The organism is Sulfuricaulis limicola (genome assembly GCF_002355735.1).
GTDB classification, from domain to species: Bacteria; Pseudomonadota; Gammaproteobacteria; order Acidiferrobacterales; family Sulfurifustaceae; genus Sulfuricaulis; species Sulfuricaulis limicola.
Genome location: NZ_AP014879.1, coordinates 1,591,060 through 1,606,432 on the forward strand (window position 1 = coordinate 1,591,060; position 15,373 = coordinate 1,606,432).

Sequence of the window (15,373 nt, forward strand, 5' to 3'; positions counted from 1 at the left end):
TCCCCTGCCCCCTCGCTAAAAAAACTGCTACCTATATATACCCAGTCAGGCCGTTGCCTTCCTGCGACGCGCGACACCGAGCAATCCCAGCAGGCCCGAGCCGAACAACCACACCGCCGCCGGCACCGGGATCGGATTCATGTTGGCGTTGAAGTTGGCATTGAAACCGTGGAACGGTCCGCCGGCCGGCAAGGAGATACCCATGACGCCGTCACCGTCGCCGTCGGTCGAGGCCAACATCCATACGGTGGAACCGGCCGGCTTGTTGACGGGAAAACCGCCCGCATAGCCCGGGCCATCCCACAGGCAGTTCGTTTGCGTGGCCAGTCCACCGAATGCACATCCACTTGGATTTGAACTGTTGGCAATACCGGAGCCAAACACGCTGTTCTGGTTCGCCACCACGAACACGTCGATGTTCTTGGTAATATTCCAATCGAACAGCATGTGCATGCCAATCTGGCCGGCGCCGACGGTCACATTCTGGAAGCCCACTTCGAAGTCCGCCGGGTCGGCACCCGCCGTGACATCGAAACTGTAGCTGCCCGGCAGGAACACCTGGATGTCATGCGCGCTCCAGGGCATGCCGAAAAATGGGGTCGTGGAAGATGCGGTCACATTCGCGGCGCCGCCCGGGCCGGTGTAGTCCGAGCTGGCATTGTAGGCATTGCCGTCCCACTTCATTGATACGTCGTTGGTGCCGCCGACCATATAACCGGTAGGATCCAGCATGGTGAAGTTGGCGCGGTCGGTGACCCAGCTATAAGGACCGAATACGTTGGCGACGAGCGCCGCGTTGGCGGCCGGAGCGCCGAGGGCCAGGGCAAGACTGGACACAAGCAGGGATTTTTTCATGATGGGATTCATTGTCTTCTCCTCTTTGGTGGTTGATTTATGAAGTCGTTTCAAAAAACCGGATCAAACCGCACTGTCACGAATACTGCTTAACTATGCCGTACGTTCTTCTTGCGGCGCGCGACACCGAACAATCCCAACAGGCCCGAGCCGAACAGCCACGCCGCGGCCGGGAGCGGTATGGGATCTATCACCACGGGTGCCAGGTTGGCATTAAAGTTGAAATTGTGCCCTTGGAATGCAGAACCGGTGGCACCCGGAATACCCATGATGCCATCGCCGTTGCCATCGGTAGAGGACAGCATCCAAATGGTGCTGCCGGCGGGTTTGTTGCTACTGAGCCCACCCGCATAGCCTGGACCATCCCATAAGCAGTTCTGGATGGTTCGGTCGTAGACAGAATTGCAGCCGGAAGGATTCGCGCTGTGGGCAATACCGGGACCGAAAACGCTATTCGCAGCCCACACCACAAACAGATCCATGTTTTTCACGGAATTCCAGTCGAACAGCATGTGCATGCCGAGCTGGCCGCTGCCGACCATCGCGGTCAACGTGCCTGTCTCGTAGTCATTAGGATGACCGCCTGCCGTCACATCGAAGGAGTACGTGCCCGGTATAAAGACCTGAATGTCGTGCGCCGTCCACATATGTCCGAGAAAACTGGTCGTCGACGAAGCGGTCAGGTTTGCGGCGCTGCCCGGGCCAGCGTAGTCGGAGCTGGCATTGTAGGCGTTACCGTCCCACGCGATGGCGATGTCATTGGTGCCAGCCCAGACATAACCAGTCGGATCAAGCAAGGTCATGTTTCCTCGGTCGGTGTACCAGTTGTAGGGGCCAAGCACATTAGTAACAAGTGCGGCCTGGGCATTCGTTGCCCCGAGCGTCACAGCAATAGTGGAAGCAATGAGCGCTTTTTTCATGCGCGGATTCATCGCGATCTTCTCCTCTTTAGTGATGGATTCTTAATATTATTTCGAATGCACCGGTCAGACTGAACTGCTGCGAATTTTGCTTAATGGTGCCGGACACCCCTCCTGCGGCGCGCGATACCGAGCAACCCCAACAGGCCCGAGCCGAGCAGCCAGACAGCGGTCGGCACGGGGACTTCCGGCGGCGGGGGACAGTCGCCGCACTCGATCACGTTCAGCGAGGTATTGAAGTTGGCGTTGAAACCCTGGAACGGGCCACCGCTTGCCATCGGGATACCCATGACACCGTCACCATTGCCATCAACCGACGCCATCATCCACACCGTGCTGCCGGCCGGCTTGTTGGCGGAAAGACCACCCACGGAAAAACCACCCACATAACCCGGGCCGTCCCACAGGCAGTTCGGAACGGTCGCCGCCGCAGTGAAATCGCAACCGCTGGTGTTGGAACTGCGGGCGATGCCTGAACCGAAAGTGCTGTTCAGGGAAAACACCACGAACATGTCTATGTTCCTGGCCTTCCAATCAAACAGCATGTGCATGCCGATCTGGCCGGTGCCAACAGTAACATTAAGAAAGCCTGTTTCTGTGTCTGACGGATCGCCACCCGCACTGGCGTCAAAAGAGTAACTGCCCGGCATAAACATCTGGATGTCATGCGCGGCCCAGGTGTGACCGAAGAACGGCGTGGTGGACGAAAGCGTGACATTCGCGGCGCCGCCCGGGCCGGTGTAGTCCGAGCTGGCGTTGTAAGCGTTGCCATCCCACAACATGGCGATGTCGTTGGTGCCACCTACGGTATAACCCCCGCCATCCAGCATGGTGAAGTTGGCACGGTCGGTAGTCCAATTGTGGAAGGGACCGAATATATCGGTGACAAGCGCCGCTTGGGCGCTCGGAGCGCAGAGGGCCAGGGCGAGACTAGAGGCAAGCAGAGTTTTCCGGATCGACGGCGGATGCATGACTGGGCTCCTCCATGTTGTTATTTTGTGGAAACTGACTGCGGCCGGATTTAAGTTACGCCTTGCCCGGGAGACTGGCAAGTAATTCACGCCGGCGTGACTGCGAACCGCAGTCCGCTCAATTCCGGTGCGACCGGCCCGGAAATGCGGTGACCGATGCATCCCGGCCGGAGAGTCCTTATGTCATTTCCAATCCAATCCACGGGTTGGCGCGTTTCCTTTGCCCGCCTGCCAGCATGGAGCCCGCGCATGGATCGGCCTTGCCGCCAGCGTGACCTGTATCAGTCAATTATCGGCGATAACCTATATAATGATCGGGGTTATTGGAAATTCCTTGGTGTCTCTTGGAAAGCGCAGCACTCAAGCAACAGGCGTTAGACGACATACGCAGCGGCCGGATGCGCCCTGCCCTGCAACTCCTCTCCCGGGCGTGCGAGCAGGACAACCGCGATCCCGAGATCTGGTTTTACCTCGGCGCTGTTTACGGATCGCTCGGTGACGCTCCCAATGCGGAAAAATCCTTTCGCGCGGCCATCGCCCTGCGCCCGGATTTCGTGCAGGCTCGCTTCAATCTGGCCAACGCCCTCGGGGACCAGGGCCGGCTGGCGGAGGCGGAGGCGGAATATCGCGCCGTGACCACCCTTGCGCCACAACATGCCATGGCCTGGTGCGCGCTCGGGTATGTCTGCGCCAAGCAAGACAGACTCGCGGAGGCCGAACAGGCGGCGCGGCGCGCGCTCGCGCTGGCGCCGAATACCGCCGAACCCTATGCTGCCCTCGCCAGCGTGCACCTGGCGAAAAAAGAACTGGCTGAGGCGATAAAGCAGTGCACAAAAGCGCTTGAGCGCGACCCGAATTCAATTTCGGCGCTGGTCAACCTCGGCCTGGCGCATAAAACGGCGGGAAGATTTTCCGAGGCGAAAAGATTTTTCAATCGCGCCCTCGCCATCCAGCCACGGCTGCCCGAAGCGCATTACACGCTCGGCGTGATTTTTCTGCACGAGGGCAACATGGATGAAGCCGAGTCCGCGTTTTTTCTGGCCCTGGATCATGACCCGCGCAACGTCCACGCCTTCGAACAACTCGGCGCGCTGCTGCGACACCGCGACAAGCGCGGGAAGGCGCTGGAGCTGTACCGGCGTTTTGCCGAGGCCTGTCCGGAGCATCCGGACGCCAAATTTTTCCTCGCTGTCCTGGAAGGCGGCGAGGACCCCGGGCGCATACCCGTCGAGCTGCTCGCCGAGCGCTATCGCGACGAACAGGTCGCCAGCACGTTCGACGAAGGCATGACCAAAAAACTGGATTACGTCGTCCCGGTACGCCTGAAAGAACACATGTCCGGACTGCTCGGCAGCGAATCCGCGAATCTGGATGCCCTGGACCTCGGCTGCGGCACCGGCCTTTACGGTTCCGTAGTGAAACCCTGGACGCGGCGCCTCGTCGGAGTGGACCTCTCCGCCGTCATGCTGGCGGAAGCCAGGCGCAAGGGCGTGTATGACGAATTAGTGCAGGGCGAACTGATCGAGACACTGGATGCCATCGACACGCAATACGATCTCGTGATAGCGATGGACGTTCTGGTGTTCTTCGGCGATCTCGCGCCGATTTTCGAACGCGTGAAGAAAGTATTGCGCCCGCGAGGGCTGTTCATCTTCGATCTTGAAAAGGCGGACGAGTCGCATCGCTGGCAACTGCACATCTTCGGCAACTACGTGCATTCGCGCGGCTATATCACCGAGTTGGCCGGACGTCACGGTTTTTCCGAGTTGCTGTGCGAAGAGCTCGATATACGCAAGGAGGTAAATTCGTACATCAAGGGACACCTGGTATTTTTCCGAAGCACGCAATAAGCAACCCGCGCCGCAAGGCGGATTCGCTCCGCCATCCATCGGCGCCGCATCCAGGAACCCGGCCAAAACGGTGAGCGAGACAGACGCCCCTGCCACATCCGGCCTGGCATTGCAAACATGATATTCACAGCCAACCGGCCGGGCCAATACGCCGCCGACGCCCGGATGGCGGCGACCGGGAAACAGGCACAGATCAGCATTCGAGGTTCAGGATACGGTGGATATATACCTATTATTGAGGACTGGCGGCAAACTGGTCGCGTGCCCGCGCGACACAGCCCGTCTCTGATTGAAGATCGTGATTTTCCGCGTGATGTAACGCACCTGCCAGCCCGGACAAGTGTCTTGACATTTATAATTTCAGAGGTGCACCATACATCATAATTCGCATTGGGTGGGGTGGATTTGCGCTGGTTTCGCTGCCAGAACTGCAAGATCTATATAAAAAATCAAAGATAAGCTGTTAACGCTGTCGCTGTTAGCAATTATCCTCAGAATCAAATTCCCCGTCGCGCGAGAAATGCTTTTTTACAGCGTCAGATTCAGACGCTTTGCGTCAGGCACGAGCAGTGAGAAAATCGCCTCAACGAAGGCCACGCTCAATAATAAAGTTGTTTGATACACATTCAGGAGGAGCAGCAATGAAGGTATTCACCAGGCACGCGCTCGTATCAGCGTTTGCATTTGCGTTGGCGTCCCCTGTCAGCGTCTATGCCACCAACGGCATGTGGATGATCGGGTATGGCGCCAAAGGCACCGCCATGGGCGGCGCCGGTGTTGCGTATCCGCAGGATGCGATGGCCGCCGCCTACAACCCTGCCAGCATGACAGAGGTCGGCGAAGCGCGGCTCGACGCAACCGTTGAGTTCTTCCGCCCGCCACGCAGTGTTACGCATGACCCTTCGTTATTGCTCGGCGATACCAGCGAGCGCAGCAAGGACGATCTCTTTCCCATTCCCGCCATCGGCGCGGTGCTCTCCAGCCCGGGCACACCCATCGCCATGGGCATGGCGGTCATTGGCGCGGGGCTGGGCACCAATTATGCGCAGTCGAATGGCACTTTCTTCGACCCAACATCTCCGGCCAATCCTGCCAATCCAAACTTGGATGCATACAACCGTGTCGGTGTGTTTCTGATGCAAATGCAAATGCTGCCGAGCATGGCCTATAAGGTGAGTGAAAATCACAGTGTCGGAGCCAGTCTCGTCATCGCCATGCAGACATTCAGGGCATTTGGTCTCGAATCGTTCGCCAGCAACCAAATTCCGATATCCGGCGATCCTGAGCATTTGACAAACAAAGGCTACGACTGGTCGTTCGGCTGGGGATGGCGCGCCGGCTGGTTCGGGAAATTTCTGGACGGCAAACTGAATCTCGGCCTGAATTACGCGCCACGAGTTTCCATGCAGAAATTCAACCGTTACTCGGGACTTTTTGCCGAACATGGCGAATTCGACATCCCCGAGAGCATAACGGCCGGTCTCGCCATCAAGGTGACACCCAAGATGAACGTTGCCTTCGATGTGCAACGCATTTACTGGAATGATGTGAAGTCCATCGGCAATCCGGGCCCGGTTGACACCTCTGACTTCAACCCGCTCTGTCCGGGCACTGACCCTGCCATATGCAAGCTCGGCGGCGATCTCGGCATGGGTTTCGGCTGGACGAATCAGACCGTTTACAAGCTTGGTTTTGATTACAAGTACAGAAAAGATCTGGTTCTGCGTGCAGGGTTGAACTATGGCAAGACGCCTATCCCGAATGATCAGGTGTTGTTCAACATGCTGGCACCGGCGACCACCGAGAAACATCTCACGTTCGGCGCGACCTACACGCTTGCCAACAAAGACGAGCTGACGCTCGGTTTCATGCATGCTTTTGAGAAAACCATTGAGGGACCTACGGCATTCCGCACTTCTGGCACTGCGGGTCCGGGTGTTAATGCCGCCATTTCCATGAGCCAGACTTCGTTCAGCATCGCCTACGGTCTGAAGTTCTAGGCCCGGCACGTAGGTATATTTGTATATTTACTGTAGTGGAGAATGAATCATGAGCAAGACAAATCACATCTCTATCAAACAACTGTTGTGCGCGACTGCGTTTCTGGTTTTGTGGGGCGCAGCTCCCGCGGCCAACGCTGCTGTCAGCGCCACCAACAGCAACTTCACCATGCTCGATGGCACTGGCGCCACGGTCGGCGGCACCAATGACGTGGTCTTCACCTGGGATGGCACCCTCAACACCGACGTGAACACGGCAGTCAGCAACGCCACCATCTCCTCGGTTACTCCGTTCTTCGGGATCAACTGGACGGCGTATAACGTCAAGATCTACGGCCCGGGGACTTACACCATCTCGACGGCAGACACGGCCGGGCAGGCGGGCTGCCCGACGGTCTTGCAAGCCAACTGTGCTTCGGGTGGTGACTACACGGTCACCGTACCTGCCGGCAGGATCATGACTCACATGAAGTTCGCCTGGGGCTCAACCGAGGGCATCGACGTGATCGATGTCTGGACGCCCGGTAATTGGTCGGTGCTCAATCCCGGCAACCCGATCTACAGGGGAGCCGGCGGCATCTATGCCGGCCCGGTCTACAGTCTCGTTTCGACCGACTGGGACAGCGATGGCATTGCCGGCGGCGCCATGGTCGACGGGCCGTTCCAGGGGTTTAATGCGAACTTCAATATTCCCGCCGTCAGCAACACGACAAACAATAACTTCACCATGCTCGATGGCACTGGCGCCACGGTCGGCGGCACCAATGACGTGGTCTTCACCTGGGATGGCACCCTCAACACCGACGTGAACACGGCAGTCAGCAACGCCACCATCTCCTCGGTTACTCCGTTCTTCGGGATCAACTGGACGGCGTATAACGTCAAGATCTACGGCCCGGGGACTTACACCATCTCGACGGCAGACACGGCCGGGCAGGCGGGCTGCCCGACGGTCTTGCAAGCCAACTGTGCTTCGGGTGGTGACTACACGGTCACCGTACCTGCCGGCAGGATCATGACTCACATGAAGTTCGCCTGGGGCTCAACCGAGGGCATCGACGTGATCGATGTCTGGACGCCCGGTAATTGGTCGGTGCTCAATCCCGGCAACCCGATCTACAGGGGAGCCGGCGGCATCTATGCCGGCCCGGTCTACAGTCTCGTTTCGACCGACTGGGACAGCGATGGCATTGCCGGCGGCGCCATGGTCGACGGGCCGTTCCAGGGGTTTAATGCGAATTTTAATGTAAATGCTGGCGGCGTTACGACTATCGTGTGTACAGACTGCACGGATCCGAATCAAACCGCACCAGAACCAAGCACAGCTGGCGGCTGCAGCATCAGCACGAAGCCGGTCAATGCGCGGGAACGCGGTGACTGGTGGCTGGTCGCGGGCTTCCTCGCTTGGCTGGGATTGATTATCAATCGCCGCAAAACATTAAAGAATTAAGCAAGGGGAATAAAGCCGTATCAACAAACGCCATGCCGGGATTTGCCGGCATGGCGTTTTTTTTGCAAAAAATCCGAGCAGAAGTAGCGGCTTATATTGATTTAATTCTATTGCCAAGCTCAACAGACAACGCGGAGGAGCTATGTTCAAGCATTATCTTTCCGGAATCCTTTCCGTGGTTTTATTTGGCATGCATTTATCGGCGCATGCCCAGCCGACCTCCGATCAAACACTCTACCTGATCCTGCGCGCCACCGGGAACGCGGTCACGGTGCAAGAAGCCATCGTCAAACCGCTGCGATTCCGCCCGACTGCCTCCCATGCCACCGATCCTTACCGCTACGTACTGCTGTCCCAGGATAATAAGGAACTCTTTTCCTCCTATTTCTACGATCCCTTGGCAATCAATGTCGACGATTTCTCTGACCCCCAACACCCCAAGGGTGGAAAAAAAATCTTGGCCGAGGCCAGCTTTCACCTGAAGGTTCCTTATCTGCCGGAAGCCACGCGCATCCGCTTCGAGCGTAAAAACGAACAGACTGGAAAATTCCAGCCGATGGGGACCTCGCCGCTCAACGTCTTCCCCAGGAACCAGCCGTAACCCCTAACGCCAAACGCCCACAGTTAAGTATCGGGGGTAAGAAAAAGAGTAATAACAATCTGGAGGAGAGCATGCATAACAATGCTAAAGACAACAAGCTTCTTTCAGCATGGTCACGCCTCATCATCGTCCTTCTGCTGTTGTGCCTCGGGGCCCTGCGCCCGGCGGGGGCGGCGACTTATCTCGGCACCGCTACCGTATATCAGGGCGGTGATCCGGCGCGTGTGATCGATGTCGTCTATGTGCCGATCGGGTTCACCGACAGCTGGCTCTACCCGGCATTCACGGAAGGCACGGTGCCCTATACCTCGCAGTTCCTGACGAGCTATGCGCCCTTCACGAGCTACCAGTCGTTCTTCAACATCCACCGCCTTGACGCCTATTCCACCGTCAACGAGGAAGCGGCATTGCGTACCCTCGCCAGCCAATACCTGCCGGATGTGGATGTGATCATCTTCGTTTATCGCGATGCTACTGCTCTTGTTAACAGATGCGGTGGTGAGCCTAATGTTCTCGCTTGCGCCAATATGGGCGGAGATGTGCATATTCATTACGGTACATACATGGATGTTCTGGCTCATGAACTTGGGCACGCTATCGGTTATCTCGCCGACGAATACGTCTCTACGACAAATTGTCCCAGCGGAGTCTATGAGGGATTGGAACCTACCTCCATAAACGCCACCATCAACACCGATCGCACGGCCCTCAAGTGGCGCGACTGGTTGGGCATTGACGGGGTGGATCTCTTCCCAGGCGCGTTGTACTGCTCGACGGGAGCATATCGGCCCCGCGCAACGTGCAGGATGGGCGCGTATGATGGTGGGTCTCCTCAGCAGCCATTTGACCCCGTGTGCCGCGAAGGTCTCATCCGGGAGATTAACAGCAGAGTCTATCCTTTTGTTTCGCTGACCCCGAGCAATCAATTTCAATTCAATCTTTCTCCGCAGCCCAAGACCTTCAGTGTCGTGCCCGATCTCAATATTCGTCCTCAGGGGGCTGCCTATCAATACGAGTGGTATCTCAACTACCAGCTGATCCCAGGTGCTACCTCCACCAGTTACACACTTGATCTTAGTACCTTAGCACCAGGACAAACGCACACCCTCCGAATTGTTCCGGTTGACCCCGACATCAATGATTTTGTGCGGATTGCAAATCTGGAAAAGCCTGCGGCAATTGAGACAGGTTGGTTTATTAGTGTTGTCGCGACAGCTCCGACGATCAGTTCCTTTACACCGACCTCTGGTGGTGCAGGCGTCCCGGTGACAATTTCGGGATCGAATTTCACCGGCGCAACGGCCGTTAAGTTCAATGGAACTTTATCCACATACCAGGTGGTCAGCGCCATGCAAATAAATGCCACCGTGCCCGCAAGCGCCACCACCGGCCCTATCACCGTGACCACTCCCAACGGTACGGCCACGAGTGCACAGACATTTACGGTGTATTCACCGCCGACCATCACCTATTACAGCCCTCTTAGCGCGCTACCGGGAGCCTTGGTAAATGTCTATGGAAACAATTTCTGCGGCATTCCGTGCAATCCTGCCGATACCCAGCTGAAGCTGAACGGTGTCAGCATTACGCCGACGTCCGTGTCAGCGACCAATATTCAGTTCACGCTTCCGGCAGGATCTACCAGTGGTTATTTAACAGTCACCACGCCGTTTGGCGCGGGCTCGGTGTACTTTATCGTACAGGGGGTTCCCCAAATTATTTATTTCGGCCCCTTTATCGCTACGACCGGAACGATCGTGACCATCCAGGGTTTCAATTTTTGCGGCATTCCCTGTTTTGCTTCGCAAACCCAAGCAAGGTTGAATGGCCTTTTACTTCCGATTACGGAGATATTTCCGGGCTATCTCAAGGTCCAAATCCCGGCAGGGGCCGCATCGGGCTATCTCACCGTCACCACGCCGGCGGGTATGGCCACCAGTTCCAGCCAGTTGATCATCCAGCAGCCCCCGACGATAAGCTCGTTCACGCCCACGAGCGGACCCGTGGGCACCCTTGTCGACATGAGCGGCTTCCCCTTCTGCGCGTTTCCCTGTGACGCCTCGCAGATACGTGTGTCGCTGAACGGCGCACCGGTCACGTTGCGGGCGGCACTTCCCGGCTACCTGCGGTTAGAGATCCCGCCGGGGGCCACGTCGGGCAAGTTTACCGTCACCACGGCGGTCGGGTCGGTGACCAGTACCGGGACGTTTACGGTGACACCGTGAAGCTGATAGGCTTCCGAATCAAGTGCCTAGGACTTATTTTGCCATAAGCAGTTGTTGAGCAAGTCCGATTCAGAAAAAAAGAGCAGCGTCTGAATAACCGACTTTTCCTATTAGTCAACGGCGCCGTCCTCGCGGGCGGGCGCGCTTTCTGTGTCACGCCGATTGTCCACGGCGATCGTTTTTTGTTGTGCAATTAATAGATTTTTGGCGCTAACAGTGCGTCTGTAAGCACATGCACCACGGAGGATTTCGACATGAGAAAAAAAATCAACATAGGGTTGTTGCTTGTGCTGGCGCTCTCCTTGCTGCTACAACCTGCCTGGAGCGAGCCTTCCTCCGCACCAATCAGTCAGCGGCATGCGCCGATCAAACCACAACACACCCAAGTCGCAGGGCAAGTCCAGAAGGACCGCATCGTCGTCAAATTCAACGAGGGCACCACTGTCCGGCTGCGGGGTAAACAGCTTAAGTCGCTTGCCGGTGCCGATCTAGCTGCGTTCAACACGCTCCTCCAGAATTACCCAGGCACCACCGTACAGCGGCTCTTCAGCCGCCCCGAGCCGGATCTGGAGCAGGAGAAAGATGACGCCGAGCAGCGCTCCGGATGGCAGCTCGCGGACCTCAACCTGTATTACATGATTCAACTTCCTTCCGCCCTCTCCGTCGCCGAGGTCGAGGCCCTGATCAACGCGCTAAATGCGCTCGATGTCGTCGAAATCGCCTATCCTAATTCGATCGATACGCTGCCCTTTGCCGACATTCCGCCAACGACGCCAGATTTTCAGTCCCTTCAGGGGTATCTTGTTGCTCCGACGCCGTTTGGATATCCACAGCCATCACCAGCTATTATGGAAGGTATCGATGCCTTCTATGCCTGGACTTTTCCCGGCGGCGACGGAGCCGACACCAAGTTCATTGACGTGGAATACGGCTGGAACTTGACGCATGAAGATTTTAAGGCCCCCTTTTTTCAAACGGGTGGCAACGATGGTGGTTATCATGGCACCGCCGTCCTCGGCATAATCATCGGGCAACACGATGGTTTTGGCGTAACGGGCATCGCTCCGGCAGCAGATTTCGGCGTGGCGTCGGCATACCCTGCGTACGACTATTCTGCGAAGATCAACGAGGCAACGGCAGCGCTAGCCCCCGGCGACGTCATCTTGATCGAACTTTCGACGCTGGGTCCGACAGCGAACAACACTCTTGCAACGTGGGGTTGCGAGTATCCAGATAATGTCCCCGAAGAATGGCGCCCGGACGTGTTCGATGCGATTCGCACGGCGACCGCCAAAGGCATCGTGGTTGTCGAGGGCGCGGGCAATGGCGTAGTCAATCTGGATGACCCGGCGTTCAATGGCTATTTTGATCGCAGCCTGCGGGATTCCGGGGCAATCCTGGTGGCGGCTGGCGAAGTGCAGCTAAACGCTCAAACGGGCCAGTATGTTTATACGCGAAACGCCGCCTGTTTCACCAATTACGGCTCACGCGTGGATGTCAATGCATGGGGAGGCGGGGTTGTTACCACCGGCTCCGGTGATATGTTCAAAGGCGATCCCACCAGCCCGGATCCGAATCAATATTACACGCAATCTTTCGGGGGTACTTCCAGCGCTTCTGCCATCGTAGCCGGCGCGGTGCTCTCTCTTCAAGGTTACATGAAGCAATTGCTGGGAGCAAAACTTGACCCCCTCGCGATCAGAACGCTACTCACCCAGACCGGCACGCCAAAGAGCTTCTCGGAATCCAGACAAATCGGTCGTATGCCCAACCTGAAGGTCGCTTATAACCGGTTGCAGCTAAATCCACCACCCACTATCTCGGGCTTCATGCCCACAGCGGCCTACGCGGGCGCCACCGTCACCATCTCGGGCACGAGCCTGAACAGCGCGAGCCAAGTCACCTTCAACGACATCGCCGCGTCGTTTACGGTGCTGAGCGCCACGCAGATCAACGCCACGGTCCCGGGCAGCGCGACTACAGGATACATCAAGGTCACCACCCCTAGCGGCACAGCCACGAGTTCGCAAATCTTCACGCTCGGTTTTCCGCCGACGATTAGCTCCTTCACGCCAACCAGCGGTCCGGCAGGTGCTCTCGTTACCATTACCGGCACAAACTTTACGACAACCACATCCGTTTCGTTCAACGGTGTCGCTGCACAATTTACGGTGGTCAGCACTACGCAAATTCAAGCAGCGGCGCCCATCGGAGCCGGCAGCGGACCGATCCGTGTCACCAATCCTGACGGTATGGCCACCAGTACGCAGAGCTTCACGGTGTATCCGCCGCCTGTTATTTCCTCTTTCGCTCCCACCAACGGCCCGGTGGGAACCAGTGTCAGCGTCAATGGTTCAAATTTTTGCGCGGGTGCTTGTAACTTGACTCAGATCAAGCTAAACGGAACACTGATCACTCCGTCGTCGCTATTCCCCGGTGTCATTCTGTTCACGATTCCCTCTGGGGTCACATCCGGCAAGTTCACCGTCACCACCCCGGCCGGCACCGTCACCAGTAAGGGTGCGTTTTATCTGCCGCCGGCGATTTTCTACTTTACCCCGGCCATCGCGGCAGTCGGGACATCGGTAAGCATCTACGGTTCGAATTTCTGTTATAGCAAGTGCGGCTACTACAACCCGGCCAACAACGAAACCCAGGTCACGTTAAACGGGGTCTCCATCACCCCAACGATGGTGTTCCCCGGCTTCATCGAATTCACGCTCCCGGCGGGCGCGACGTCTGGCAAGTTCACCATCACGACGTCGGGGGGAACGATCACCAGTACGGGGTGGTTTAATGTCCAGGGACCGCCGACCATCGACTACTTCAACCCCCCGAGTGGGCCGGTGGGTACCCTCGTTACCATGGGCGGCTCGTACTTCTGTGGCGTCCCCTGTAGCATCATGCCCGAGGTCAAGTTGAACAGCACCCCGGTTAACCTGTGGACGGTGTTTCCCGGCTACATGCAGTTCACGATCCCTGTCGGCGCGACCACTGGCAAGTTCACTGTCACCACGCCAGTCGGGACGAAGACCAGCGGGGGGACGTTTACGGTAACGCCGTGAAACCGAGTTGAAAAGTAAGCCCGATTCAGAAAAAAAGAGCAGCGTCTGAATAACCGACTTTTCCCATTAGTCAACGGCGCCGTCCTCGCGGGCGGCGCCGTTTTTTCTTACCCGGGCCGGGATTACGTCCTGGTCGGATTGATGCTGTTTCTCCCGCTGCTCGATCGCGGCTGGCGGGTACCCGCCTTGCCCCGCTCCCGTGCTCATTACCTCATCTGGGCCGCATTACTGGTTGCCGGTCTTGTGCTCCTGGCATGGCGGCCGTCAGCGATGCCGTTCGCGGTTTCCACGCTCTTGATGGCCGCCATCCCCGAGGAGTGGTTTTTCCGCGGCTATTTCATGACGCGCCTGGGTAACGGCCTGAAAGCCAATGTCATCGCTTCCGTGCTGTTCTGCCTCATGCACGGATTGACGCGGGGCTGGACGGCTGCCGCACTGGTATTCGCGCCATCCCTCCTTTACGGCTGGCTGTACCAGCGTACACGGGATTTGCCGTTGCTTGTGCTGGTGCACGCCCTGTCCAATCTCGTTTACATCCTGTTCCTCGCCGGTATGGTGGCGACGTGGGCGCCTGATTTACGTTAATATATGCCGGTTTTCAACCCGGATTATGAAGAAGGCGAGCAGACCCATGCAGAGACTCAACAAGCTGTTTCAGTTCCTGGTGATGATATTGGCCATGGCGGCCCTGGTTTCCTGCGGCACCGCCCCGTCCGCCGTCGCGTCGGACATGGACAACACCGGCTCGGCCTCCGCGCCGGGTATTGCGGCGCCAGGCGCCGCAGCGGGAGCGAAGACTGCGCCAGAAACCGCTCCCCGTGACGCCTACATCATCCAGCCCGGCGATATTCTTGCCGTTTCCGTGTGGAAAGAGAAAGATCTTCAGGGTGAGTATGCAGTTCGTCCCGATGGTGGAATCAATTTCCCTCTCGCCGGCGATATTGTGGTTGCCGGCAAAACCATCGAGCAAATACAGGTGACTATTGCCGCCAAGCTGACCAAATATGTCCCCGATCCGGTTGTCACGGCCTCCGTCAAACAAAGCCAGGGCAACAAGATCTATGTCGTCGGAAAAGTCAACAAACCGGGTGAATTTGCCTCTAACCGGACTATCGACGTCATGCAGGCGCTCAGCATGGCGGGCGGGCCGAATCCTTTTGCCTCGGTGAACAAAATAAAAATAATTCGCCGGGTCAATGGCGAGCAGAAAATATTCTATTTCAAGTATTCACGGGTGGAGAAAGGCGAAGACCTGGAACAGAACATCATCCTGCAAGGCGGCGATATCGTGGTCGTGCCGTAAGAAATTCCCGGAACTTTGTCGTCCCGGCGAAAGCCGGGGCCAGGGAAGCTGATATCAATAAAACCATTTATATGCAGGATTCCGGCTTGCGCCGGAATGACGAATTTAGTGTACTCACGCTTGCAGCAGACTT

11 protein-coding genes are annotated in these 15,373 nt (G+C 57.2%); 8 read left to right on the top strand and 3 right to left on the bottom strand.

What is annotated here, in order from left to right; all coding sequences use genetic code 11:
* Positions 1 to 45: 45 nt before the first annotated feature.
* The 3 genes from SCL_RS14355 to SCL_RS07785 all read right to left on the bottom strand — a co-directional run bounded on the left by SCL_RS14355 (position 46) and on the right by SCL_RS07785 (position 2,746).
* Positions 46 to 867 carry a hypothetical protein gene (locus SCL_RS14355; protein WP_096360692.1) on the bottom strand — a complete coding sequence of 274 codons (822 nt, stop codon included), beginning with the start codon at positions 865 to 867 and terminating at the stop codon, positions 46 to 48.
* A 77-nt stretch (positions 868 to 944) separates the two neighbouring features.
* Positions 945 to 1,787 (bottom strand): VPLPA-CTERM sorting domain-containing protein, encoded by an 843-nt coding sequence (locus tag SCL_RS07780; RefSeq protein WP_148665037.1) that lies wholly within the window; start codon positions 1,785 to 1,787, stop codon positions 945 to 947.
* 80 nt (positions 1,788 to 1,867) lie between these two features.
* Complete coding sequence (locus SCL_RS07785) at positions 1,868 to 2,746, bottom strand: hypothetical protein (protein WP_148665038.1); 879 nt, start codon at positions 2,744 to 2,746, stop codon at positions 1,868 to 1,870.
* Positions 2,747 to 3,090: 344 nt separating this feature from the next.
* Between SCL_RS07785 and SCL_RS07795 the strand changes: the two genes are divergently transcribed.
* The 8 genes from SCL_RS07795 (at position 3,091) to SCL_RS07830 (ending at position 15,240) form a co-directional block, all read left to right on the top strand.
* Positions 3,091 to 4,596, top strand: coding sequence for a tetratricopeptide repeat protein (locus SCL_RS07795; RefSeq protein WP_172425974.1), 1,506 nt, complete (start codon positions 3,091 to 3,093; stop codon positions 4,594 to 4,596).
* A gap of 641 nt (positions 4,597 to 5,237) precedes the next feature.
* Positions 5,238 to 6,596: an OmpP1/FadL family transporter gene (locus SCL_RS07800; protein WP_096360697.1), complete on the top strand. Its 1,359-nt coding sequence runs from the start codon at positions 5,238 to 5,240 to the stop codon at positions 6,594 to 6,596.
* Positions 6,597 to 6,645: 49 nt separating this feature from the next.
* On the top strand, positions 6,646 to 8,046 hold the full coding sequence (locus SCL_RS07805) for a hypothetical protein (protein ID WP_096360698.1): 1,401 nt from the start codon (positions 6,646 to 6,648) through the stop codon (positions 8,044 to 8,046).
* 142 nt (positions 8,047 to 8,188) lie between these two features.
* Positions 8,189 to 8,647, top strand: coding sequence for a hypothetical protein (locus SCL_RS07810; RefSeq protein WP_096360699.1), 459 nt, complete (start codon positions 8,189 to 8,191; stop codon positions 8,645 to 8,647).
* A 71-nt stretch (positions 8,648 to 8,718) separates the two neighbouring features.
* On the top strand, positions 8,719 to 10,872 hold the full coding sequence (locus SCL_RS07815) for an IPT/TIG domain-containing protein (RefSeq protein ID WP_096360700.1): 2,154 nt from the start codon (positions 8,719 to 8,721) through the stop codon (positions 10,870 to 10,872).
* 254 nt (positions 10,873 to 11,126) lie between these two features.
* Positions 11,127 to 13,937: an IPT/TIG domain-containing protein gene (locus SCL_RS07820; protein ID WP_096360701.1), complete on the top strand. Its 2,811-nt coding sequence runs from the start codon at positions 11,127 to 11,129 to the stop codon at positions 13,935 to 13,937.
* A 141-nt stretch (positions 13,938 to 14,078) separates the two neighbouring features.
* A complete protein-coding gene (locus SCL_RS07825; protein ID WP_096360702.1) occupies positions 14,079 to 14,522 on the top strand; it encodes a CPBP family intramembrane glutamic endopeptidase in 444 nt (147 codons plus the stop codon).
* Between the two features lie 46 nt (positions 14,523 to 14,568).
* Positions 14,569 to 15,240 carry a polysaccharide biosynthesis/export family protein gene (locus SCL_RS07830; RefSeq protein WP_197702560.1) on the top strand — a complete coding sequence of 224 codons (672 nt, stop codon included), beginning with the start codon at positions 14,569 to 14,571 and terminating at the stop codon, positions 15,238 to 15,240.
* Positions 15,241 to 15,373 lie beyond the last annotated feature (133 nt).